This is a genomic window from Heyndrickxia camelliae (genome assembly GCF_002844575.1).
Lineage (GTDB): Bacteria > Bacillota > Bacilli > Bacillales > Bacillaceae_C > Margalitia > Margalitia camelliae.
Window position 1 is genome coordinate 30,722 of the sequence record NZ_PIQO01000021.1, and the last position, 23,224, is coordinate 53,945.

General features: G+C 37.1%; 28 protein-coding genes. 2 read left to right on the forward strand and 26 right to left on the reverse strand.

Annotation, left to right across the window (positions count from 1 at the left end):
- Positions 1-64: 64 nt before the first annotated feature.
- Genes CWO92_RS25600 through CWO92_RS20310 form a run of 3 tightly spaced genes read right to left on the reverse strand, consistent with a single transcriptional unit; the run spans position 65 to position 834 of the window.
- A complete protein-coding gene (locus CWO92_RS25600; RefSeq protein WP_165786735.1) occupies positions 65-241 on the reverse strand; it encodes a hypothetical protein in 177 nt (58 codons plus the stop codon).
- A gap of 12 nt (positions 242-253) precedes the next feature.
- The gene (locus CWO92_RS20305) at positions 254-613 is read right to left on the reverse strand and encodes a single-stranded DNA-binding protein (protein WP_101356037.1); all 360 of its coding nucleotides are present in this window, start codon (positions 611-613) and stop codon (positions 254-256) included.
- 5 nt (positions 614-618) lie between these two features.
- On the reverse strand, positions 619-834 hold the full coding sequence (locus CWO92_RS20310; RefSeq protein ID WP_101356038.1) for a hypothetical protein: 216 nt from the start codon (positions 832-834) through the stop codon (positions 619-621).
- Positions 835-916: 82 nt separating this feature from the next.
- Here CWO92_RS20310 and CWO92_RS20315 point away from each other — a divergent pair, with 82 nt between their 5' ends.
- Positions 917-1,357 carry a YwpF-like family protein gene (locus tag CWO92_RS20315; RefSeq protein WP_101356039.1) on the forward strand — a complete coding sequence of 147 codons (441 nt, stop codon included), beginning with the start codon at positions 917-919 and terminating at the stop codon, positions 1,355-1,357.
- Positions 1,358-1,692: 335 nt separating this feature from the next.
- Here CWO92_RS20315 and CWO92_RS20320 read toward each other — a convergent pair whose 3' ends face one another.
- The 23 genes from CWO92_RS20320 to CWO92_RS20430 all read right to left on the reverse strand — a co-directional run bounded on the left by CWO92_RS20320 (position 1,693) and on the right by CWO92_RS20430 (position 21,700).
- Entirely contained in the window at positions 1,693-1,977 is a 285-nt protein-coding gene (locus CWO92_RS20320) for a hypothetical protein (RefSeq protein WP_101356040.1), read from the reverse strand.
- A 120-nt stretch (positions 1,978-2,097) separates the two neighbouring features.
- Entirely contained in the window at positions 2,098-2,523 is a 426-nt protein-coding gene (gene fabZ, locus CWO92_RS20325) for a 3-hydroxyacyl-ACP dehydratase FabZ (protein ID WP_101356041.1), read from the reverse strand.
- 107 nt (positions 2,524-2,630) lie between these two features.
- The gene (locus CWO92_RS20330) at positions 2,631-2,900 is read right to left on the reverse strand and encodes a DNA-directed RNA polymerase subunit beta (RefSeq protein ID WP_101356042.1); all 270 of its coding nucleotides are present in this window, start codon (positions 2,898-2,900) and stop codon (positions 2,631-2,633) included.
- A 13-nt stretch (positions 2,901-2,913) separates the two neighbouring features.
- Complete coding sequence (locus CWO92_RS20335; protein ID WP_101356043.1) at positions 2,914-3,744, reverse strand: flagellar hook-basal body protein; 831 nt, start codon at positions 3,742-3,744, stop codon at positions 2,914-2,916.
- Between the two features lie 20 nt (positions 3,745-3,764).
- Positions 3,765-4,580, reverse strand: a complete 816-nt coding sequence (locus CWO92_RS20340) for a flagellar hook-basal body protein (protein WP_101356044.1) — start codon at positions 4,578-4,580, stop codon at positions 3,765-3,767.
- A gap of 21 nt (positions 4,581-4,601) precedes the next feature.
- Positions 4,602-5,603 carry a rod shape-determining protein gene (locus CWO92_RS20345; RefSeq protein WP_101356045.1) on the reverse strand — a complete coding sequence of 334 codons (1,002 nt, stop codon included), beginning with the start codon at positions 5,601-5,603 and terminating at the stop codon, positions 4,602-4,604.
- Between the two features lie 251 nt (positions 5,604-5,854).
- The gene (gene spoIIID / locus CWO92_RS20350) at positions 5,855-6,118 is read right to left on the reverse strand and encodes a sporulation transcriptional regulator SpoIIID (RefSeq protein WP_055741870.1); all 264 of its coding nucleotides are present in this window, start codon (positions 6,116-6,118) and stop codon (positions 5,855-5,857) included.
- A 446-nt stretch (positions 6,119-6,564) separates the two neighbouring features.
- Entirely contained in the window at positions 6,565-7,422 is an 858-nt protein-coding gene (gene spoIIQ / locus CWO92_RS20355) for a stage II sporulation protein SpoIIQ (protein ID WP_101356046.1), read from the reverse strand.
- A gap of 177 nt (positions 7,423-7,599) precedes the next feature.
- The gene (gene spoIID, locus CWO92_RS20360) at positions 7,600-8,607 is read right to left on the reverse strand and encodes a stage II sporulation protein D (protein ID WP_101356047.1); all 1,008 of its coding nucleotides are present in this window, start codon (positions 8,605-8,607) and stop codon (positions 7,600-7,602) included.
- A gap of 177 nt (positions 8,608-8,784) precedes the next feature.
- Positions 8,785-10,095, reverse strand: a complete 1,311-nt coding sequence (gene murA, locus CWO92_RS20365; RefSeq protein ID WP_101356048.1) for a UDP-N-acetylglucosamine 1-carboxyvinyltransferase — start codon at positions 10,093-10,095, stop codon at positions 8,785-8,787.
- A gap of 32 nt (positions 10,096-10,127) precedes the next feature.
- Positions 10,128-10,862, reverse strand: coding sequence for a YwmB family TATA-box binding protein (locus CWO92_RS20370; RefSeq protein ID WP_101356049.1), 735 nt, complete (start codon positions 10,860-10,862; stop codon positions 10,128-10,130).
- Positions 10,863-11,379: 517 nt separating this feature from the next.
- A complete protein-coding gene (locus CWO92_RS20375) occupies positions 11,380-11,616 on the reverse strand; it encodes a DUF1146 family protein (RefSeq protein WP_101356050.1) in 237 nt (78 codons plus the stop codon).
- Positions 11,617-11,697: 81 nt separating this feature from the next.
- Entirely contained in the window at positions 11,698-12,102 is a 405-nt protein-coding gene (locus CWO92_RS20380) for a F0F1 ATP synthase subunit epsilon (protein ID WP_101356051.1), read from the reverse strand.
- Positions 12,103-12,124: 22 nt separating this feature from the next.
- Positions 12,125-13,546, reverse strand: a complete 1,422-nt coding sequence (gene atpD, locus CWO92_RS20385) for a F0F1 ATP synthase subunit beta (protein WP_101356052.1) — start codon at positions 13,544-13,546, stop codon at positions 12,125-12,127.
- A 70-nt stretch (positions 13,547-13,616) separates the two neighbouring features.
- Complete coding sequence (gene atpG, locus CWO92_RS20390; protein ID WP_101356053.1) at positions 13,617-14,471, reverse strand: ATP synthase F1 subunit gamma; 855 nt, start codon at positions 14,469-14,471, stop codon at positions 13,617-13,619.
- A gap of 105 nt (positions 14,472-14,576) precedes the next feature.
- Positions 14,577-16,085: a F0F1 ATP synthase subunit alpha gene (gene atpA, locus CWO92_RS20395; protein ID WP_101356054.1), complete on the reverse strand. Its 1,509-nt coding sequence runs from the start codon at positions 16,083-16,085 to the stop codon at positions 14,577-14,579.
- Positions 16,086-16,104: 19 nt separating this feature from the next.
- Positions 16,105-16,635, reverse strand: a complete 531-nt coding sequence (locus CWO92_RS20400) for a F0F1 ATP synthase subunit delta (protein WP_101356055.1) — start codon at positions 16,633-16,635, stop codon at positions 16,105-16,107.
- Complete coding sequence (atpF, locus tag CWO92_RS20405; RefSeq protein WP_101356056.1) at positions 16,632-17,156, reverse strand: F0F1 ATP synthase subunit B; 525 nt, start codon at positions 17,154-17,156, stop codon at positions 16,632-16,634. The genes CWO92_RS20400 and atpF overlap by 4 nt, the downstream gene beginning before the upstream one ends.
- 177 nt (positions 17,157-17,333) lie before the next feature.
- Positions 17,334-17,546 carry a F0F1 ATP synthase subunit C gene (gene atpE / locus CWO92_RS20410; RefSeq protein WP_055741871.1) on the reverse strand — a complete coding sequence of 71 codons (213 nt, stop codon included), beginning with the start codon at positions 17,544-17,546 and terminating at the stop codon, positions 17,334-17,336.
- 79 nt (positions 17,547-17,625) lie between these two features.
- On the reverse strand, positions 17,626-18,336 hold the full coding sequence (gene atpB / locus CWO92_RS20415; RefSeq protein ID WP_101356057.1) for a F0F1 ATP synthase subunit A: 711 nt from the start codon (positions 18,334-18,336) through the stop codon (positions 17,626-17,628).
- An 11-nt stretch (positions 18,337-18,347) separates the two neighbouring features.
- Positions 18,348-18,734 (reverse strand): ATP synthase subunit I, encoded by a 387-nt coding sequence (locus CWO92_RS20420; protein ID WP_101356058.1) that lies wholly within the window; start codon positions 18,732-18,734, stop codon positions 18,348-18,350.
- Between the two features lie 184 nt (positions 18,735-18,918).
- Positions 18,919-19,131 carry an AtpZ/AtpI family protein gene (locus CWO92_RS20425; RefSeq protein ID WP_101356059.1) on the reverse strand — a complete coding sequence of 71 codons (213 nt, stop codon included), beginning with the start codon at positions 19,129-19,131 and terminating at the stop codon, positions 18,919-18,921.
- A 334-nt stretch (positions 19,132-19,465) separates the two neighbouring features.
- Complete coding sequence (locus CWO92_RS20430) at positions 19,466-21,700, reverse strand: S8 family serine peptidase (protein ID WP_101356060.1); 2,235 nt, start codon at positions 21,698-21,700, stop codon at positions 19,466-19,468.
- Between the two features lie 239 nt (positions 21,701-21,939).
- Here CWO92_RS20430 and CWO92_RS20435 point away from each other — a divergent pair, with 239 nt between their 5' ends.
- The gene (locus CWO92_RS20435; RefSeq protein ID WP_101356061.1) at positions 21,940-23,220 is read left to right on the forward strand and encodes a GH25 family lysozyme; all 1,281 of its coding nucleotides are present in this window, start codon (positions 21,940-21,942) and stop codon (positions 23,218-23,220) included.
- Positions 23,221-23,224 lie beyond the last annotated feature (4 nt).

Consider the following 23,224-nt stretch of genomic DNA (forward strand, 5'->3'; position numbering starts at 1 on the left):
ATTTTTTGAGGATGTATGAGGTTGCATATGACAATATCTGATGAGGAAGTCCGGGGTAATATTTTTAAAGAGAAACCACTTTAGAGTGATAATGAGTTTGTGATAATGAATGATTGTCTTTTTCTAGGGAGTCTAATCGTTTGGTGAGATTGTAAATTTGATGATTTGCCCTTCCAAGCTTTAAAATGAGGTCTTCTACCAAGTTTTCTAATCCTTCGATTTTGCCTTCGATATTTTCCAATTCACTTCTCCTTTATTCATTATTCACTGGTTGAAGCTCTCGATCTTCCGTCGGCTTTCTGCCCAAAAACTTCACTGTTTCCGCTACTACTTCCGTTACGTAGACTTTCTTACCTTCTTGATTTTCATAACTTCTGGTTTGAATACGGCCTACTACACCAAGAACAGAACCTTTTGAGCAATATTTAGCTGTATTTTCAGCTGTTCTGTTCCATAAAGTACATTGTACGAAATCAGCCTCGAATTCCCCATAGCTATTTCGAAAGTTTCGATTAAGCGCTATGGTGGCATTTAGAACAGCCTTACCATCCATCGTACGCCGCAGCTCAGGATCTTTGGTAAGTCGGCCCACTAGCATTACCTGGTTAATCAAAGCAGTTATTCACCCCCTTCCTCTAAAGTAACTACATCATATACAATCCAAACCATATAGTAAAATAAGGAAATTGGCATTTCAAATAAGTATCTTATGTAGAAAATAGAATTTCTTTGCGGACAAAAACCGATATTAGAATTAAAAGTTGCTGCAAAAAAGTTTTCTAATAAAAATGATTTTTTTCTTCTTCTTTTGAAGCTGTTCAACAGACCTGTCACCGCTTCCCTCATATATGCTATAATTTGTACAAATAAAGCATCTTGCTCCAAATGTCGGATGGGATAATGGAGGTTTAAGAATATGAAGTCATTCAAGATTGTGTCTTTGCAAGTTATTAAAGATGGAAAAATTAAAGATATTGTATTAGAGGATGGCCTAATTATTAATAAAGAAGACGGAAAAAAGACCTGGTTAATTGAAGCTTACATCAGCAAGGAGTATCATGATTTTTTTCGAGCTGCACAACAAAGTTCAGATGACTTGGATGTTCAAGTGGTTATTACCCATGAGTCAAATGACCCTGCACCATTCAGTACGCATGTACGTGGCTTGAAAGAATTTGAAAATCATATTAGCGTATTACTGGAAGGCTACTTAAGAGTGAAAAGAAGCAACTATGCGGAACTTCTGCTCAGTGATATTGTAAAGGAAGGCTTCACTGGTGAAGAACTAATTGAGGAATTTAGAAATAGGATAAAGAGAAGAACGAAATATGTGGCCTCAAAAAAAGTTCAAGAATAAGAAAAACTATTCTTTTTAAAAAAATAAGAGCTCCTGCTATTACAGGAGCCTATTTTTCTTGACTTAATAAAGAATGAATTATGTATTTTTCCTCTGCCTTACAGATTTATGAATAATCAATGTTGAGATTTTTCTGCAATCGTTTCATTTGTCTTTTCTACAATATACTCATGAAACTTCGAATGTCTCTTTTATGATCATTAACCTCACTAAACCAGGAAGCTAATTATATAATCTCTCCACTCTTCCTTAAAATCCTCAAGATTATATTTATTTTCGTCCCGATTTTTTATACTAGCGCTCTATTCAACATAAATAAGCAGGAGCCTTCCTGCTTATTTATTACTCTTCTTTTTGTAGTCTTCATTTTTAAGGTCTTTATTATATTCATTATCATTTTCGTTTATATCATTCACATTTTTAAAGTTTTTATCTTTGTCCATTTGATTATTATTGCTCTTATTAAACTTGTCCTTATCTACGTCATTCATATTTCTATTTTCGTTCACGCCATTATTTAAACTAGGCGGAGGTGGTTCTTGTTTTTTCATATTGCATCCTGTAAGTAAAACAGCAAAGAGGGAAAAACCTGCTATCCATTTGAGCATTTTACCATTCACGAAGACTTCTCCTTTCAAGGTGTGCTTTATGGATAACTTTCCCCTCCGTGCTAAAAACATACGGAAAACTTATGAAACTGGTACGCTCTTGCTTTGCTAGTTTAAAAAACTCATTTTACTTCATTTTCCAAGCGCAAACATTAGCTCTGTTTCACATGCAATTTCACCATCAACCTTTGCAATCCCTTTACCTTTTCCAACAGGGCCTTTTAGACGCAATATCTCAACTTCTAGTACTAATTGGTCACCTGGCCGTACTTGACGTTTAAAACGGCAATTATCAATCCCAGCGAAGAGTGCCAGTTTACCTCTGTTTTCTTCCTTTTTAAGCATAGCGACAGCTCCTACTTGCGCCAATGCTTCTACAATAAGCACACCTGGCATAACAGGGAAGTCGGGAAAGTGACCGTTAAAGAACTCCTCATTTACAGATACATTTTTTATTCCTACTGCTCTTTTTCCCTCTTCTACCTCTAAAATTTTATCGATTAATAAAAATGGATATCGATGTGGAATTATTTCTTTAATTTCTTGAATATCTAACATTTTACAACCTCCTGAATAAAAAAAGGAAAGGATAATCCTTCCCCCTTATTTATGTCTTGCTCCAGTACCGATCGGATAGTGGATGGGCAAGGCGCTTTCGCGTTTTCTTATTTATTTACAAGATCCACAATATGAGTCCAAGTAGATTTCGATAATGCATCCATAGGATTTCCGTCACCAATTACACTATATCCTACTATAATACCGGATAAAACACTAATCGTAATGGCAAAAAGTACAAGAATGACTCTTAGCCAAATAGGTATAAGCCGAACCCGAATTTTCTCTTTTTTTGCTGTTCGTCTTTCCTCTATTTTTTTCTTCTTTTTACATTGAGATCGTGTTGTTATTTTGTGGCGAATTTCCTCTTCCATCATTTCGATATCTCCTTTAACGAAGACCGTTTACTAAACCCATCATTTGATCTGATATAGTGATTGCCCTTGATTGAAATTGATAGTCACGTTGGACATTGATCAGCGAGGACATCTCTTGACCTAAATCTACATTTGACCCCTCTAACGCCCCCTGCTGGATAGAGATATTATTCCTTGCTTGTCCTACCAAATTAGTAAATACATTGGTACCAGCAACACCATTTTTCGGCAAGCCGAGCAAATTATCACCATATTGTTCAAAAAATTGTGGCTTATTCACTTCTATCACACCAAGATTAAAAGAACTTGTTTGTCCATTGTCCAGCTTTACTTGCAGACTTCCTTGGTTTGTTATTGTATAGCTTTCCGCATTTGCCGGAAAGCTAATCATCTTATTATTTTCATCCAAAATTGGATTACCGGATTTGTTCACGAGCATTACCTCGTTATTTCCTATTGGTGAAAGCGACAAATTTCCATCCCTTGTATATCGGACCTCACTTTGTCCATTATCATTTGCTAATACCTTCAAGAATTGACTTTTATTAGTAAAAGCGATATCTAAAGGGCGCTTTGTCTCTTTAATGTTTCCTTGGGTTAATAGCATTTGCGATTGGGCTATTTTTGCTCCGGTGCCAAGGCGAATACCAAGTGCTGTGTTTCGTCCTGTTTCTTTTGTTGGATCAAGCTGATTATTGAATTGTTGAAAAAGCAGGTCTGAGAAAGTTGCTTCCCGTTTCTTAAAACCGGTTGTGTCGATATTAGCCATATTATTACTAATAATATCAAGTTTCTTTTGCAATTGATTCAATGTATTGGTTGCTACAATCATCGATCTATTCATTCGAATATGCCCTCACTCTTCTAGCCATTTACTCGGCCAACTTCATTAACCGCTTTATCCATACTATGGTCGTATGCCTGCAATACTTTTTGGTTTGCCTCGAAGCTTCTGTATGCTGATAGCATATCTGTCATGGACTGTGTTGTATCCACATTTGAGCTTTCCAAATAGCCTTGCTTTAATTGGAAGCTTGTACCTGGAGCTTGGGGTAGAGCTGAGTTATCTTCCATTCGATATAATCCATCGCCTTCTTTTACCAAGCTATTGGTATTTGCGGCGTATGCTATTCCAATAGTTGCAACCCGCCTGCCCTGTTGATTGATTTGTCCGTTGCTATCTACAGTAAAATCGACACTGTCTAAGCGAATTTTTTTGCCATTGCTATCTAGTACATACAATCCATCTGCAGTAGTTAAGTTGCCATCTCCGTCTAAGGTAAAATTTCCATTTCGTGTATATTTCACACTACCATCTTTGTCTTGAACGGAAAAAAATACAGAACTTGTTGAGTTGGGATTCAAATCTTGAAGCGCCAGATCCGTATTATTTTGTGTTTCTTGCAAATCACCTTGCAAAAATTTAGGAAGAACTTCCTGCATGTATACACCCGTGTTTACAGCACCAACTAAAGAAGAAGAAGGAATGGTAAAAGAATTATCAACTGGTACGGTCTGTTTTCCCATCCGCTGCAATAAAAGCTCTGGAAAAGCCCTCAAAGACGATTGATCCGCTTTAAAGCCAGGGGTATTAGAATTAGCCATATTATTGGTTAAAAGATCTGTTTTTCGTTGTTGTGCAATCATTCCCGCTGCAGCCGTATAGAATCCTCTAAGCATTTTTTTCCCCCCGAAGTGATATTAAACTAATCTACGATTAGCGATCTTATCCATATTCTCAAGCATAATGCCTGTACCAATCGCAACAGAATCCATTGGATTTTCCGCTACTAATACTGGTACTTTTAACTCTTCTGCAAGTAATTGATCGATACCATGTAATAATGCACCACCGCCAGTTAATATAACTCCGCGGTCAATGATATCTGCAGATAACTCAGGAGGAGTTTTTTCAAGTACGTTTTTAGCGGCTTGTACAATGACAGAAACAGACTCCTTAAGAGCTTGTTCTACCTCTTTTGAATTTACTGATATTGTTCTTGGTAGTCCTGTTACCATGTCACGCCCGCGAATTTCCATTTCTTCCTTTCTGGAACCAGGGAATACAGTACCGATGTTTATTTTTATACTTTCCGCTGTGCGTTCACCAATTAATAATTTATATTCTTTTTTGATATATTGAAGGATTTCATTGTCAAATTTATCTCCAGCCATTTTGATGGAAGCAGATGTTACAATATCACCCATGGATAGTACTGCGATATCTGTTGTACCGCCGCCAATATCCACTACCATATTGCCGCTTGGCTGAAAGATATCCATGCCAGCACCAATAGCTGCAACTTTTGGCTCTTCTTCCAAATATACCTTTTTACCGCCGCTTTTTTCTGCCGCTTCCCGAATAGCTTTTTGCTCCACACTGGTAATATTCGTTGGACAGCAAATAAGAATTCTAGGCTTCGATAAAAAACCTTTTACATTTAGTTTGTTAATAAAGTGCTTTAACATTGTTTCAGTTACATCAAAGTCAGCTATTACTCCATCCTTTAAAGGGCGGATAGCTACGATATTTCCTGGGGTTCTTCCCACCATGCGGCGAGCTTCCTCTCCCACTGCTAATACCTTATTAGCATTTTTATCGATAGCAACCACCGATGGTTCATTTAATACAATTCCTTGTCCTTTTACATGAATTAATACATTAGCCGTACCTAAATCTATACCTATATCCTTTGCAAACATGTAAGTTACTCCTTTCATACTGGGCAAATTAGCTTTTATTGTTATAAAGGGCAATCTATGTAAATTTTTTTATGTCAAAAGTCCCTATTTCCCTAATTTTATATTTTATCATATTTTTGTCGAGTTTAGGTATTCATTGTCAAAAAATCTTTAATAAATTAGTAAAAAAACTGGAAATAAGAAAAGGCTACAAATTTCCGCTTAAACTAATGAAAAAAGAAGCAATCATGTATAATTGCTTCCTCATGTCTTTAATTATTTTGAAACTCTTCTTTTTTATATTTTTGCTTAGTTGCTTCTCCTCCACGGAGATGCCGGATGGATTTATGATAATCTAATATTTCTTTCACTTCATTTGCTAATTCAGGATTAATTTCCGGTAATCTTTCTGTTAAATCTTTGTGGACAGTACTTTTGGACACGCCAAACTCCTTCGCAATCACACGAACCGTTTTTCTCGTCTCCACGATATACTTTCCAATCTTGATAGTTCTCTCTTTGATGTAATCGTGCACACCGCTCGCCCTCCCCAAATTGGATGAGAGAAGTGTGAAATGAGACTCGCTTTCCCTTCCACGGAGTATGCTGTATCTTCGCATATATATTTGCAGTTTGTTCTTCACTGCTTTTCCACTACTTTTATGCGGCAGAGAACAATTCATTCATGCTCTCTTTTTCTAGAAATTATTCAAGTCCATAACTATATATATAGTAAAACTTAACGATTACTCACCTCAAACACTCTCTTTGTTTTTGTCAGGTTTGTAACATTGTATTAGCTTGGATAAAAATATATGCACAAAAACCATAATAAGGACAAGGTATATGTCAATTTTTCCAAAAATTTCGTTAATTGATCTATTATTAAATTGTGTACATATATTAAGTACCAACAACTTTATAAAGATATATAAAAAAGAGCGGACATTTAATTTCCGCTCTTTCCTCAAATTTCACTTTATTAACCTTGGCTGTCATCTGTATTTTGCGAATCATTTTTTTCACTTGAACTGTTATTGTTATCCTCATTCTCTGCTGCATTATCATCTTTTGTTTTGCTTGATTGATCATCACTATTCATTTGATCATCAGTAGCTGACTTACTTTCTGTATTTACATTTTCAAGAGCTGATAGTGGTTTATTGAAGTAAGTGTTAGGATTTAAAGCTTGATTATCCTTACGAATCTCAAAGTGAACATGTGTACCAGCTTTTTCGTTTAATTGGCTTTTACCGGCTTTCGCAATGGTTTGCCCTTGTTCTACAATATCTCCAACCTTAACTTGGATGTCCTGTACAGACTGATACTCAGTAACTACACCTTTTTCATGTTCGATTTCAATAACATTCCCTAGTAATGAATCATTATCATTAACATTAACTACAGTACCGCTCATTGCCGCTACTACGTTAAAATCTTTCCCATCCTTCATCGCAATATCGACTCCGCGATTAGGCCGGAACTGGTTGCCATTATATACTAAGATAGCTGCTTCCTGTTTTTCCGCTGAAGCTTTTGAATCATAGAAGTCTTTAACGATTTTTGCTGCACTTGCATTTTTTACTGGCCATTTGAAATTCTCTAATGTTTTACTAACCTCTGTTGCAGGGTTCTTAAATTCTTTCTTTCCTACTAAATCATCCCCACGATAATTGAAGTTATCTTTAGCAGATTCATTTCCTTTAGACTGGTACCAGAAAATACCTGAAATAAGCAATGCAGCACACACTAGATAAACTGCTGGATACACCCAGCGCTTTTTAAATATGCTTTTTCCGCGTTTTTTTTGAGAAGATAATTTCTTTTCTTCCTCTCTCATTTTCATCACCTCTGCATCCATTCTGAACAGATACAAGGGAATATATACATCTATTTTAAAAAAATTTTTAAATTCTTATTATTTGGCATTTATAACGATATTATGTATTCTTTTTTCGATGATTTTTGGGATTATAAATAGAATTTTACAAAAAAATAAGCCCTCAATATGAGAGGCTTACTTTTTAGCTGTTGCTTTATTTAAGAATTTATTTGTACTGGAAATTTGAACACCTTGATAATAATACTTAACAATATCTTGATAGTTCTTTCCTTTCTTCGCCATTTCATTAGCACCGTATTGACTCATACCAATTCCATGCCCGTAGCCTTTTGTGGTTACAATGATCAGGTTTCCCTTACGAACCCAACTAAAATCTGCTGAACGTAATTCAAGTTTGTCTCTAATCTCTCGACCTGTAAACTGTTTGCCGGCTATCACAACTGTACCTACACGTTTTCCATGTGTACGTGATGTAATAGTCCCGATATTTTTCGAGTCTGTTAACTGAACTCCAAGTTTACTTTCAAATGTGGAAACAGGAATTTCTTCCTTAAAACTGTATTTTGGAGATAATTTATCCCATGGACTTTTTACACTTTTTAAATAAGGGACTGGTTGATCCCAATAGTCCTCAGAGTTTTCCGTATATCCATTACTAGTAGAAAAGAATGCAGCTGTAATAGGACTTCCATTGAAGGTTAAAATTTGCCCTGCAGTTGCTTTTACAGCTTCACGAATCTTTTTTACGTTTTGATTATATTTATCCTTCCACTCCTTTTTTAAATCATCCATATTTTGATAGACTTGAAAGTTTGTTGTGTCTTCTACGAGTGCACCCTTTGGTACGCTGCCATTACCGCCATACATTAACTGTTTCACAATATATGTCCGAGCTGTTAGTGCCTGTGCTTTTAATGCTTCTTTCTCAAATGTAGCTGGCATTTCCGATGCTACAACACCAACAACGTAATCTTCTAGATTGGGCTTTTCAATTTGCTTTGTCTTTGTGCGATATACAGCAACCTCAATGGCTGGTTCTGAGGTTTTTGGTTTTTGCAATTTTTCATCAAGCTTACCACTTACTTTTTCAGAGGAAAATGGTAGGACAAGTAAGGTGGGTACAAGAAAGGATACAGCAATTACTAGAGAGATAATTAGTAGGACTGGTTTAATTTGTTTCATGCTTGATGCCTCCATCGTATAATTAGGGGTAACCCCACTACTCATAACTATGGTGAAAAGCATGTTTTTATGATTTATTTCTATGAAAAAAATATAGATCGATAAAAATAATAGATTTTTTTAAGAGATTTTTTTAAAATAAAAAACCCCTACAATAATGTACGGGTTTTTTTATATTCAAACATTTACATCAGATACGTATTCATTTACATTATCCACAATTTCCACTTCATCATTAACACGTTCAATATCTGCACCGAGCCCGGCTAATTTCAGATGGAAATTTAAGTAACCGCGATCGAGATGTTTTAATTCTGTCACACGTGTATACCCATCCGCCTTTAATCCAGCAATAATGAGGGCTGCTGCAGCTCTAAGATCAGTTGCCGAAACTTCCGCACCTTGAAGCTCGCTAGGACCGTTAATGATAACAGAACGTCCTTCGATTTTGATATCAGCATTCATCCTGCGGAATTCTTCCACATGCATAAAACGATTCTCAAATACTGTTTCTGTTATTACTCCAGTCCCTTCTGCACATAGGAGAAGAGCCATCATTTGTGATTGCATATCTGTAGGAAAACCTGGATGCGGCATTGTCTTTATATCAACTGCCTTCAGTTTTTCCGGACCAATAACCCTAAGACCTTGAGGCTCTTCAATAATGAGCACACCCATCTCTTCAAGCTTTGCAACTAAGGAGGTTAGATGCTCAGGAACGGCGCCCTTTACAAGGACATCCCCACCAGTAATAGCAGCAGCAATCATAAATGTTCCAGCTTCAATTCGGTCAGGAATAATCGTATGTTCTGTAGCAAACAGACTTTCTACACCCTCGATTCGGATGGTTCCTGTTCCCGCACCCTTCACAATAGCACCCATTTTATTTAAGAAGTTGGCAAGGTCCACAATTTCAGGTTCCTTCGCACAGTTCTCAATAATGGTCATACCTTCTGCTAATGTTGCAGCCATCATAATATTTTGAGTTGCTCCAACACTTGGGAAATCTAAATAGATCTTAGAACCTTTTAAGCGTCCTTCTGATTCCGCTTCAATAAATCCATTCCCTACTTTCACTTTTGCGCCCATCGCTTCAAATCCTTTAAGATGCAAATCGATAGGTCTTGAACCAATTGCACAACCGCCAGGAAGTGCAACACGAGCTTTTCCCACACGGGCTAATAATGGTCCCATTACAAGTACAGAAGCACGCATTTTTCTAACATATTCAAATGGCGCTTCAATAAATAACTCTCTTGATGCATCTACAGTGATTTCATTATCTTGAAAGGTTACACTTGCATTTAAATGGCGTAACACTTCACTAATTGTATATACATCGGAGAGTGTTGGTACATCACGAATTATACTTTTTCCTTCACTAGCTAACAAAGATGCAGCGATAACAGGTAATACGGCATTTTTAGCACCTTCAACTTGTACCGTACCATTTAACCTTTTTCCGCCGCGGACGATGATTTTTTCCAAGAGTATTCCCCTCCGCGTCCATTTTCTCTATATTAATATTCAATCGTTATGATAGGTGTGCCAATAACGAAGGTCGTTTTAGCGCCCAATCCATTTTTCCTCAATCCAACTTGTAGATTCATTTTATGATTCTTAGTAGGAATGGACTCGGAAAATTGTGGAGAAAACGCTGATATTGAGTAAAAGTCTGTTTCTTTTAATGATTCCAATTCTTTTGCATTAAATCCTTGTAACAACTGATCTTTTTTAGTCAGTAAAACATTTTCAATTTTATCATTGAATGTGCCTTTGATACAAGAGAATATTGTCGGTTTTCCCCTGTAAAGAACATCCATTTTATCAGGAAGCATTTGGTCGATTTTCTTCGCAAAAGTTGAACTCCAGCTTTCACCTTTCATCTCATATAATAAATACGATGATGCAAAGTGATTTGTAGGGGTCGACATTATTTTTATTGTTTCAACAAATTCCTTGTGAGTTTTTATACCGGTTGCGAGCCCTTTTTCACGATCAATCTTCCACTCCATTAATGGAAATTCCTTTTGCAAGGACCTTACTTTCTTATCCCAATCACTTATTGAGTGAATTCGAATGGCTTCTCTTGTATATAAAGACCATTCATGAATACTTCCATTTTGTTCCCATACCAGTTTTGCTATTTTGTTTAAATCAGTGGTAAATGGTGCAGCATTGGTCTTATTCCCAATATTTACGTACATAAAACAAATAATTAAGACAAACATTAAAAAAATCAGTTTCTGTTTCAAAAGTATCCTCTCCCTTAGTAAAAGTGTTTACCATAAAGGTCCAACACATACTTGGGAAAAGTCGTCATCTTTTGACAGAAGAAAGAAAAGCGGAAGCGCTTTGCCATCGGCATAAGGATGCGTGAAATTTGTTATGTAATTTCACCTTCGGAGTCTTCTACTTAAGTAAAGGAAACCGTGCTTAGGTAGTTTAGAAAAGTCGCACTACCATGTTCACCAAGTAAAATTTGATGTGTAATATTACTTGGTGTTGCACTTATCGTAGAGAGACAAAGAAATCCGATAGGCGCTGAACCTAGATAAATACCCGCTTATAATGTTACAAGTATTTTACACATAAATTAAAATCATATTACATCATAATGAATTATAGTACGTTTGAAAACATGTAAGAAGTCCTATTTTTTACAAAATGGTGACAAAACGAAAAAACTTATAACACAAATACTGCAATCTGATGGTTCTTGACAATTCTTCACTATGTTGACTATAAAAAGTAGAAAAAATTATCCAAGCTTTAATGAAACATAAGAGGGAGTTGTTGTGACCATAGAAGGTAATTTAGAAAAAAGTTACTTATGGATGAACCGATAGCAATCGTAAGTATAATCATTAGTAATCTAGCTTGAAATATACGATTCGGCTTTAGAAGTTTTTCGTAATTAAGTGCTTGCAATGCCCAAAATGTAATGGCAAAGAAAAAAATATGTACAAGAATACTTATTAAAGCTTGTTGTCCAAAATCAGCTACCATTTTCTGCACTCCTTTTTTATTTGTTAATCCCAATCGAATGGATAAAAAACACCCTCTGTATCACAGAAGGTGTTCATTATATTAGAAGCGGTGTTCAGCAACATTTATACGGTTAATTGCACGTTTTAAAGCAAGTTCTGCACGTATAAGATCAGTATCATCTGTCTTCGCTTCTAATCTCTCTTCGGCGCGGACTCTTGCTTGTTTTGCGCGTTCAATATCAATGCTTTCTGATTTTTCAGCTGTTTGAGCTAAAATGGTTACTTGTTCAGGTCGCACTTCTAGAAAACCGCCACTTACTGCTACGAGCTCAGTGTCGCCGCCTTTTTTTAACCGAACAGCGCCAATTTGAAGTGGAGCTACGGTAGGAATGTGTCCAGGCAAAATACCTAGTTCACCACTTTGCGCCTTTGTAATCACCATTTCCACATCTGAACTATACACTGGGCCGTCCGGAGTGACAATATTGACTTTTAATGTCTTCATTTTTGATCCTCCTGGTCCCGAATTATACCTCTACGCCCATCTCTTTAGCTTGCTTCAATACATCCTCGATAGGACCTACAAGACGGAATGCGTCTTCTGGAAGGTGGTCATATTTACCTTCAAGAATTTCTTTAAATCCTCGTACAGTTTCTTTTACCGGTACATATGATCCTTTTTGACCTGTAAATTGCTCAGCAACATGGAAGTTTTGTGATAAGAAAAATTGAATACGACGTGCACGTGCAACGACTAATTTATCCTCATCACTAAGTTCATCCATACCTAAAATCGCAATAATATCTTGTAATTCTCTGTATCGCTGTAATGTTTGTTGCACATTACGCGCAACACTGTAATGTTCCTCGCCAACAATCTCAGGAGAAAGGGCACGAGATGTTGATGCAAGAGGATCCACCGCTGGGTAAATACCCATCTCAGAAAGTTTACGTTCCAAGTTAGTTGTTGCATCTAAGTGAGCAAATGTAGTTGCTGGAGCAGGGTCTGTATAGTCATCCGCAGGTACGTAAATCGCTTGAATAGATGTTACAGAACCAACGTTAGTTGATGTAATACGTTCTTGTAATTGACCCATTTCTGTAGCAAGTGTTGGTTGGTAACCAACGGCTGACGGCATACGGCCAAGTAATGCTGATACCTCAGATCCAGCTTGTGTAAATCGGAAAATGTTATCGATAAAGAATAGCACGTCCTGACCTTGTTCATCACGGAAGTATTCTGCCATTGTTAATCCTGTTAAAGCCACACGCATACGTGCACCAGGCGGCTCATTCATTTGCCCAAATACCATGGCTGTTTTCTTAATAACACCTGAGTCTTTCATTTCATGGTAAAGGTCATTTCCTTCACGGGTACGTTCACCAACACCTGCGAACACGGAAATACCACCATGTTCTTGTGCAATGTTGTTAATTAATTCTTGGATTAATACGGTTTTTCCTACACCGGCACCACCGAATAAGCCGATTTTACCACCTTTAATATAAGGGGCAAGTAAGTCAACAACTTTAATTCCTGTTTCTAGAATTTCTACTTCCGTAGATAGTTGTTCAAATGTTGGTGCAGTACGATGAATTGGATCGCGACGAATTCCTTCAGGAAGTGCACCATCTAAATCGATCGCATTACCTAGTACGTTAAATACACGACCTAATGTAACATCACCAACAGGTACTGAAATAGGCTCACCTAAATCAAGAACATCCATTCCGCGCTGTACTCCATCAGTAGAGTCCATTGCAATAGCACGAACAGAATCATCACCTAAGTGAAGAGCAACTTCCAAAGTTAAATCGATGTCAACTTCAGTAGCTGATTGCGCTTTATATTGAACTTTTAACGCATTATATATATCAGGTAGTTGACCATTAGCAAACTTAACGTCAACAACTGGACCCATTACTTGTAGAACGTGTCCTTTGTTCATCATTTGACCTCCTATCTTGCATTAAGGCGAGCAAGTCGCCTGAGTTTTTCTATCTAATAGGTTATTTTTCCTATTCCAAAGCAGCAGCACCGCCGACAATCTCTGTAATTTCTTGTGTAATTGCAGCTTGACGCGCGCGGTTATATTGTAACGTGTAAGAATCAATAAGCTCTTTGGCATTATCCGTTGCATTTTTCATCGCAGTCATACGTGCAGCATGCTCACTCGCTTTTCCGTCCAATAGAGCACCGTATATTAGACTTTCAGCATATTGCGGGAGAAGTACCTCTAATATCTCTTCTGGAGATGGTTCAAATTCATAAGAAGTAAGCTTTTTGCCAGAACCAATATCGGTTAAAGGAAGCAGCTTTTTCTCCGTAACTTCTTGTGAGATAGCATTGACAAAGTGATTGTAAAACATATACAATTCATCAAATGTTTGATCTGCGAACATTTGAACTGTTTTACTAGATATTTTCATAATATCTGCAAATGACGGCTGATCTGGTAATCCAACTATATTTAACACAATATGATCATCGCGCTTTTTAAAGAATTCATACCCTACTCTACCAATTGCAATAATAGCGTACTCGTCTTTTGATTTATGACGTTCTTTAATAGTATTTGATACCAGACGTAAAACACTGCTATTATATGCACCAGCTAATCCTCTATCAGAAGTAATTACTAAATATCCTGTCTTTTTTACTGGTCTTGTAACTAGCATTGGATGTGCAATATTGCTGCCGAGCGCAACATTTGCCACAACATCTTGAATTTTCTCCATATATGGAACAAATGATTTCGCATTCATCTCCGCTCTACTCAAAGCAGAAGCAGAAACCATTTGCATCGCCTTTGTAATTTGGCTCGTTTTTTTCGTTGAATTAATACGAGATTTTAAATCACGTAAGGATGCCACGAAGCTCTCACCACCTTCGTTTTAAGTAAAGAGGTCCCCAATAGTGCCCGACACCACAAATGTGGTGTCAAACCTTACTTTGGGACAATCTTAATTTTTCGTCACTTATTCAGACTTTGCAAAAGTCTTTTTGAAATCATTAATAGCAGAAACCATATCTTCGTCCTCAGGCAATTTGCCAGTTGTTCTGATATGATCTAGTACTTGTGTACGATTGTGATCTAACCAAGAATAGAATTCACCTTCAAAACGTACGATGTCTTGAACAGGAATATCGTCAAGGAAGCCTCTTGTTAAGGCATATAGAATCATGACTTGCTTTTCTACTTTAATTGGTTTATTTAAATCTTGCTTTAATACTTCGACTGTACGAGCACCACGGGCTAATTTTGCTTGTGTTGCTTTATCAAGATCGGATCCAAATTGTGCAAATGACTCAAGTTCACGGAATGACGCAAGGTCAAGACGAAGTGTTCCGGCAACACTCTTCATTGCTTTAATTTGAGCGGAACCTCCAACACGAGATACAGAAAGACCCGCATTAATCGCTGGACGCACTCCTGAGAAGAATAAGTCAGATTGCAAGAAAATTTGTCCATCAGTGATAGAAATTACGTTTGTTGGAATATAAGCAGAAATATCGCCTGCCTGTGTTTCAACAAATGGTAGAGCTGTGATAGATCCGCCACCAAGTGCATCACTAAGTTTTGCAGCACGTTCCAATAAACGTGAATGCAGATAGAATACATCCCCAGGGAATGCCTCACGACCTGGAGGACGACGTAATAATAGTGAAAGCTCACGATATGCAGCTGCTTGTTTTGATAAATCATCATAAACAACCAATACATGCTTACCGTTATACATAAATTCTTCTGCCATTGTTACACCTGCATATGGAGCAAGGTATAGTAATGGAGCAGGTTGTGCAGCAGATGCTGTTACAACAATTGTATAATCTAATGCACCATGCTTACGAAGTGTCTCAACAGCACCACGTACAGTAGATTCTTTTTGTCCAATAGCAACATATATACAAATCATATTTTGATCTGCTTGGTTTAAGATCGTATCGATTGCAACGGTTGTTTTACCAGTTTGACGGTCCCCAATTATTAACTCACGTTGACCGCGGCCAATAGGTACAAGCGCATCAATCGCCTTGATACCTGTTTGCAATGGTTCGTGTACTGATTTACGGTCCATTACTCCAGGAGCCTTTGCTTCAATTGGTCTTGTTTTTGTTGTATTGATTGGTCCGAGACCATCCACCGGTTGTCCAAGTGGGTTTACCACACGTCCAATTAGTTCTTCACCTACAGGAACCTCCATGATACGTCCAGTACGACGAACCTCGTCGCCCTCTTTAATATCGCGGAATGGTCCTAATATAACGATACCGACATTGTTTTCTTCTAGGTTTTGAGCAAGACCCATAACACCGTTTGAAAACTCTAATAGCTCTCCAGCCATGGCATTATCGAGACCATGAGCACGAGCAATACCGTCCCCAACGGATATAACGGTACCAACATCGCTAACTTTCATTTCAGACTGATAATTTTCAATTTGTTTTCTTATCAGCGCGCTGATTTCTTCAGCTTTAATGCTCATGAATGTCACCCCTCATTTCTTAACTAATTAAATCACGTTTTAGACGATTAAGTTTTCCTTGTAAGCTTCCGTCAAAGATACGGTTACCTATCCGGACTTTTACACCGCCCAATATATTTGAATCAATAACGTTTTCGATATTTAAAGAAGTTTTCCCAACTTTTTTAGCAAATGCGGATGAGATTGCTTCACTTTCGCTTGCCGTTAAAGGACGAATGGAATACACGACAGCTTCTGCAATTCCGCGTTCTTCATTTACTAATTCTATAAAGCTTGCTGCTACTGCTTCCATTTCCTCTTCTCGATGGGCATCACAAAGTAGCATTAAAGTATTTAAAACATAAGTTGAAGTTTTGGAGAATACTTCTTTTAAAATTTCTTTCTTCTTTTCTGAAGGAAGCTTTGGCAATTTTAAAAGATTTTTAAAATTGTCGTTATCTGCAAGTGCCTTTTTCACTTCACGAAGTTCATTTTCATACTGATCTAACTGATTATTTTCTTTAGCTAATTGAAAAAGCGCCAACGCATAACGTTTTGCTACTGCACTCATCGCTTCTCTCCTGCCTCTTGAATATAATCGTTAATAAGCTTTTCTTGATCAGCAGCACTTAATTCCTTCTCGATTACTTTAGAAGCAATTAACACAGATAATGATGCAACTTGTTCTTTTAAAGCAGCAACTGCCTTTTCTTTTTGCTGTTCGATTTCTAGCTTGGCTGCCTCTTTAATGCGCTCTGCTTCACCGCGGGCAATTGTAATAATTTCTTCGCGACTGATATCCCCTTGCTTTTTCGCATTTTCTATCAGTGTCTGTGCTTCTTGACGAGCTTCTTTTAAAAGAGAGCGTTGTTCTTCTAACAATTTATTTGCTTCAATTCGGCTCTTTTCAGCCGCTTCAATTTCATTCGAAATATGATCTTCACGTTGTTTCATGATTCCCATTAACGGTTTCCATGCAAAGATCTTGAGTAATACTAGCAAAATGATAAACATAATTAGCTGGAAAAGGATATCGCCTGTATTCAAATGTCCATGTTCAGCTAATCCAAGTACAAAGCCACTCGTTAACACCAATTATTCACTCCTTCCAGAGTAGTTGTTTCTATTCCCCTAATGGGTTTGCTCCTTTATTCAAAGGAGCTTTTGCAGGTTATTCCTGTCTATCTATCGTTATCCTTATTTTTACTCTACATAAAGGAATGGCGAAGGAAACTTCAAAGTATCTTCGCCATCTTAAAAATGTTAATACTATCTATTAACAACCATGAAACCAATAACAACCGCGATGATAGGAATCGCCTCTACTAACGCAATACCGATGAACATAGTTGTTTGAAGCATTCCACGTGCTTCTGGTTGACGAGCAATCCCCTCTACTGTACGACCTACGATAAGACCGTTACCAATACCGGCACCGATAGCGGCTAAACCGATTGCAACTGCTGCTGCAAGTACACCCAAACTCATTATAAAGTTCCTCCTTTAAATGTATAAAAAATTTATAGTTTAATTGTCTACCCCTGTATTTTACAGGATTATATTAATGGTCATGACTTACTTTATGAGCCATATAAACCATTGTTAACATAGTGAAGATAAAGGCTTGAATAGAACCTACGAAAATCGAAAATCCTTGCCATGCAAGAGTAGGAATGATTGCCCCAATGGTGCCACCTACTGAAGATGCTAGACCTGCAGATAATAGTCCCAGCAATATTTCACCCGCATAAATATTACCGTAAAGACGCAAGCCTAATGTTAACGTATTTGCAAATTCTTCAATAATTTTCAACGGGAATAAAAATGGAATCGGCGAAAAGAAACCTTTAGCATAACCTGATATTCCATTTCGTTTTATGCCGTAATAATGTGTTAAACCTACAATCATTACAGCAAGTGTTAGTGTAATAACCGGATCAGCTGTTGGCGACTTCCACCATAGTGTATCATCTATGACGATATTAAATGGTAAACCGAGCATATTAGATACAAAGATGTACATGATAAGTGTAATTCCTAAAATGTGAAATGAACCACCAGTTTTCCAATCCATATTACTTTTAATAATATTTTTAACAAAATCCATTACCCACTCCATGAAATTTTGCATTCCGGTAGGTTTCATAGCTAGTCTTCTTGTGGAAACAATAGCTATAATAAGTACAATTACTGTTGCAACTGTAATCATCAGGACGTTTGCTAAATTAAAGTAAAGTCCTAAAAACTCCACCACAGGTGCTTTATGTTCCAAGCGAACTCACCTCACTTTCCGCTTTTGTGTGATTGGATAGTTAGGAAAATAAAATCTATCATAATGACGACGTGAGAGGTCATTAATCCCAAAATAACACTAAATACATGAAATGTTTCCGGATAGCGTAAAGCGATTAACACACTGATGACCGCGGTCCCCATTCTAATTAAAGTCCCTAAAGACTTTGCTGGACGCTTTTCGCTAACAACAGCATCGCTGAAACGTTTTGTTTTCCTCATTGTCAGCCAGTGGTTATACAGACTAACGGATGTACCGAGAATCAAACCTAAAAATATGGAATGATAGGGGGTAAAGCCCCAACCTAAAACGAGGAGGGATAACAGAAACAGCATAATCTTGCGATGCCTGTTAAATAATTGTTGGAGTTCCGGCATGTCTTTCTATCTCCTAAGGCTGTTTTCGAATAAATCGTTGTTTTTCGTAAATGGCTATAAATCCTAGATTAGCCTTAGTTTCGGAGCATCTTTTCTTAAAAATCTTATTCATATTAAACTGAATAAAATTTCAATCAAGTACTTCCGAATACAAAATCAACAAAGTCTAAGAAAAGAGCTTTTCCTAAAAGAAATGTCGGACTGTATGAAGCATGGCCCAAATTCCAGATGCAAGGCCAAGAAGTAGTCCGATTATTAAAAACAGTGGTTCCGTGTGACAATAACCGTCCAGCCATTTTCCAGTAAAAATCCCAATTAGAAGGGTACCAACTAATTGTGAAAGGATTGTGGTATACAAGGCTATTGCATGGTAGGGACTTTTTTCCTTTTTTCCCATCGTCACATCTCCACTTTTTCAAAAATATTGTTATAAAATATTCTTGTTTGCAGGTGATAGAAAAAATTATTCACAACCTATGAAAACAAGTGAAAACCCTATCATTCTGCACCCTCTGTAAGCATACAATAGGGAAAATTCAATGTCAATGTGTTTCTTTGAAAAAGGATATGGACATTGTATAGAGAAAAGCAATTGTCACAAAATCATCAAATTTTTAATTGTTTTTTCCATTAAAAATGAGATGCAAGCTTTCTTCTATTAATGTCATTTTAGGAGAATCCTTTAAAATTATCTACCGCTTATTTTTTTCCATTTCTGGGTGCCTTCATTTTTAATACTCAATATTTTTCAATGGTATTGACCATTCTTCAAAATCCTCTTCCCCTTTATTTTTAGCAAAAGCTACAGCTGTTATCTTTCGCAAGAATGTTTGCTTAGGCAAACTGAGTTGATTATCAATCATTCCAGCACCTATATGATCTTTAAAATCTAAAAATTCTATGAAAGATAATGTTTCTGAATCAAATAGAGCTATTCCAAATTCCTCCGCCCCCATAGGCAAATAGGCTTCATACCTTATATATCCAGGTTTATCTCCAGGAACAATGGAGAATCCCATTATTCTAGGATAGCTTGGCTCTTTAACGGCAAATAGATATGGAATGTTAATCTTTTGATGGCCTGCCTCAAGTGTAAGACGGCCATCAACAATTTCCTTTTCATCCCAAAATTTCCTTGTTAATATAACTCTTATCGGAATTCTCTTCTTCTCATTTGGCTTGATATAAAACGATTGAGGTAATTCCCATCTTATATTAGGATGGAATGTTTCTTGATTGAATGAATAATGCTGCACAGTATTCGAAGTGTTCTTAATCGTTAAATATCTTGTTCGATCTTTAAAATCCTCCGTCAATATACCAAAAGAAAGACTTCCAGGAATTACCAAAGATTGTGTTTTGACTGCTTTCTCCACCTGAATTCTGCCTGCACCTTGTTCAAAAACTTTATAAAGCTTTTCATTATGATCAAATAAAGGTTTTGCTGTATTCATTAATGCCGCTTTGACTTCTTCCGGTTTCCAAGTAGGATGGGCTTGTTTCATAAGAGCTGCAGCACCGGTGACAAACGGGGCTGCCATACTAGTCCCTTGAAGTGCAGTATAATCTCCTCTTGGAATCGTACTATTTATTGCTACTCCTGGTGCAGTTACATCAGGTTTTACAGACCAATTTACCGTTACAGGTCCACGTGAGCTAAAATCAGCTAGTAAATCCGCTTCTTTTTTATAGATAGTTGTAGCTAATAGAGCTTTTCGCTTTGTCTCCGATTGAATTTTCTCCCCAGAATTCCTTGGAATTGACGCAACAGGGATAGGGCATTCCTTATCTACCATTCCTGCAAATTCACCATCTGTATTATTATATAGAATCACCCCTAATGCACCAGCTTTTGCAGCATTTAGTACTTTCTCCGTAAAGGTGTTCCCTCCCCTTTTTATTAAAACAATCTTTCCTTCTGCCTTCTTTATTTCTCCCCTTTTACCAATCCCTCCATCAACCAAAGGAACCGATCGGTCAAAACTCCATTTTTTGCTGCCGTGTAAAGGTGAAAGTGGAATGTTACCATTTATGCTTGGAACGGACAAATAAGGACTATTTAATGTTGGAGTGGATGCTCCCACAGAAATAGCACTGGACGAAGTACCTGGGGAACCAACAGTCCACATATTTGGACCGGAATTACCATTCGATGTAACAGCAATTATCCCTTTAGCAACCGCATTATTCAACGCCATGCTAACAGGCAAATCAGGTCCATTAATATTTGTACCTAAAGACAGATTTATGACGTCCATTTTATCCTTTATACTCCGATCAATTGCAGCTAAAACCTGATCTGTCGTTCCCTTTCCTCCAGGACCTAATACCCTATAGGAATATAAATTTACCTCTGGAGCAACACCATGCATCTTTCCATTAGCGGCAATAATTCCAGCAACATGGGTGCCATGAATAGTCATCCCTTTTCGATCCATGGCTTCCAGGGGATTCTCGTCCCCATCAACAAAATCAAACCCGCCTTTATAGCTTCCTATTAAATCAGGATGATTATAATCAATCCCTGTATCAATTACTCCTACATTTACACCTTTACCTGTTAAACGATTTCCGTAACGATCTCTGATTCCCCTTACTCCCTCCGTACCTATTAATTGGTTGTTTCCACTATTAATAAAATCTGTTGTATATACATTAGATTCAAAAACAGTTTTTACTTGATGAAAGTTTTTTGCAAACTGTTCTAATTCATGCTTTTGTCCCTTTAATGAAAAGCCGGTAAAGGCATCTGTAAATAGATACCTGATTTTCAATGTTCGATAACCAGAAAGAGAGCTTTGTATAACATTTTCATCAGGACGCTCGGACGTAGAAAAAATCATAATCGTTTCTTCATTTGTGGATGTTTTAGGATAAGGGGGTATTTCCCAACTATGTGCACTGCTGGAGTGAAAGGATATAAAAAGCAGACAAACCGCTATAAAGAATACTCGTATATTTTTCATGATACCTCCCCTTTTTCCTTATGTTTTCTCGAAAGTAACGGAATATTCCACAACGCACTTTCCTTTTCATTTAAATCGAAAAATGGGCATTTTTATTAGTTTTGTAAAAGCTTTAAGCGGCTATAAAAAAGTAATGACAAAGAAGCAAACATTGCATATTTTAATCTTCATTTCACAAACGTCCTTTCCTTCTTAACTACTTATATAATTATCTATCTTCATGGAGGGTGGTGTATTAAATGAACAAAATTAAAAATTGGATTGGAGCTCTCGTCCTATCTATCGGATTATTATTTTCCTTTGGCGTAAGTTCTTATGCAGCTGAGCCTGATGTAGACTTCATCGATGTTTCACATCATAATGGTGAGCTCGGTTTACCGCTCGCCTTCTATCAAACTATTAAAGAGAGTGGTGTAAAAGGGGTTGTGGTAAAGGTTTCCGAAGACAGATATTTTGTTGACCCCGCTGCCAGTGTAAATATCGCAAATGCAAGACAAGCCGGATTAATTGTAAATGCTTATCATTATGCACGATTCACTAGCAATACTATTGCAAAAGCTGAGGCACAGTGGTTTGATAAGAAATTGAAACTTGTGGGATTTAATAAAGAAAAAGATGGATATGTTGTGGTTGACGTAGAAGCTGATAATCTATCAAGAAATTCTAGCAAACTCACAGAATATACTAATACATTTATTTCTGAAATGAAAAGAATTGGGTATACACGCATTGATTTATATAGTGGCTCTTATTTTTATAATAACAATTTACAGCCTAAAGCTTTAATTATCAATAAACCTTGGCTTGCCTCCTATCCAGCTAATCCACAAAGAGGAGAACCTACGGCAAACTTTACAAACGGAAAAGGTGCATGGCAATGGGCGGAGGATTATCACTTTAACGGACTTAGCCGCTATGGATATTTCGATGTATCCGAGGATTACGCTGGAAAATATAGTACAAAAACCAAATCGACTCAAAAGGTTACGAAGCATGTTGGAACAATCAAACCAATTTCGATTGTTGATTATTTAAAATCAAAGAAAAAGGATTCATCTTTTAAAGCGCGGCAGAAACTAGCTGTGAAATATGGCATTGCCAATTATAACGGTACTTCCGCCCAAAATCTCGCCTTACTTGCTAAACTAAAGTCAGGTGCGAAGCCTGCCAAAGTAAATCTTCAGAATAGCAAACTTACAACAAAAAGCTCTTTGACAACAATCTATACAGTGAAAAAAGGAGATACGTTAAGTGGAATTGCCAAAAGGCACCATACTACTGTATCCAAATTAAAGTCAATAAATAAAATAAAGAATGTTAATTTCATTCGCGTCGGACAAAAAATGAAAGTTACAGCAACAAGTGAATCTAAAAATACCGCAACATACCGCACAGTCGTTAAAGGCGACACGTTATGGGATATTGCGCGAGAATATCGAACAACTGTTAAAAAACTAAAATCTATGAACGGGTTAAAATCAGATATTATTTACCCTGACCAAAAAATAAGGGTTTCGTGATAGT

What these genes read in the sequence shown, in the direction of transcription:
- CWO92_RS20315 (WP_101356039.1), top strand. Translation starts at nt 917, where the DNA reads ATGAAGTCATTCAAGATTGTGTCTTTGCAAGTTATTAAAGATGGAAAA.
- fabZ (WP_101356041.1), bottom strand. Translation starts at nt 2,523, where the DNA reads ATGTTAGATATTCAAGAAATTAAAGAAATAATTCCACATCGATATCCA.
- CWO92_RS20330 (WP_101356042.1), bottom strand. Translation starts at nt 2,900, where the DNA reads ATGATGGAAGAGGAAATTCGCCACAAAATAACAACACGATCTCAATGT.
- CWO92_RS20335 (WP_101356043.1), bottom strand. Translation starts at nt 3,744, where the DNA reads ATGAATAGATCGATGATTGTAGCAACCAATACATTGAATCAATTGCAA.
- CWO92_RS20340 (WP_101356044.1), bottom strand. Translation starts at nt 4,580, where the DNA reads ATGCTTAGAGGATTCTATACGGCTGCAGCGGGAATGATTGCACAACAA.
- CWO92_RS20345 (WP_101356045.1), bottom strand. Translation starts at nt 5,603, where the DNA reads ATGTTTGCAAAGGATATAGGTATAGATTTAGGTACGGCTAATGTATTA.
- spoIIQ (WP_101356046.1), bottom strand. Translation starts at nt 7,422, where the DNA reads ATGAGAGAGGAAGAAAAGAAATTATCTTCTCAAAAAAAACGCGGAAAA.
- spoIID (WP_101356047.1), bottom strand. Translation starts at nt 8,607, where the DNA reads ATGAAACAAATTAAACCAGTCCTACTAATTATCTCTCTAGTAATTGCT.
- CWO92_RS20375 (WP_101356050.1), bottom strand. Translation starts at nt 11,616, where the DNA reads ATGGTAGCTGATTTTGGACAACAAGCTTTAATAAGTATTCTTGTACAT.
- CWO92_RS20380 (WP_101356051.1), bottom strand. Translation starts at nt 12,102, where the DNA reads ATGAAGACATTAAAAGTCAATATTGTCACTCCGGACGGCCCAGTGTAT.
- atpD (WP_101356052.1), bottom strand. Translation starts at nt 13,546, where the DNA reads ATGAACAAAGGACACGTTCTACAAGTAATGGGTCCAGTTGTTGACGTT.
- atpA (WP_101356054.1), bottom strand. Translation starts at nt 16,085, where the DNA reads ATGAGCATTAAAGCTGAAGAAATCAGCGCGCTGATAAGAAAACAAATT.
- CWO92_RS20400 (WP_101356055.1), bottom strand. Translation starts at nt 16,635, where the DNA reads ATGAGTGCAGTAGCAAAACGTTATGCGTTGGCGCTTTTTCAATTAGCT.
- CWO92_RS20420 (WP_101356058.1), bottom strand. Translation starts at nt 18,734, where the DNA reads ATGCCGGAACTCCAACAATTATTTAACAGGCATCGCAAGATTATGCTG.
- CWO92_RS20425 (WP_101356059.1), bottom strand. Translation starts at nt 19,131, where the DNA reads ATGGGAAAAAAGGAAAAAAGTCCCTACCATGCAATAGCCTTGTATACC.
- CWO92_RS20430 (WP_101356060.1), bottom strand. Translation starts at nt 21,700, where the DNA reads ATGAAAAATATACGAGTATTCTTTATAGCGGTTTGTCTGCTTTTTATA.
- CWO92_RS20435 (WP_101356061.1), top strand. Translation starts at nt 21,940, where the DNA reads ATGAACAAAATTAAAAATTGGATTGGAGCTCTCGTCCTATCTATCGGA.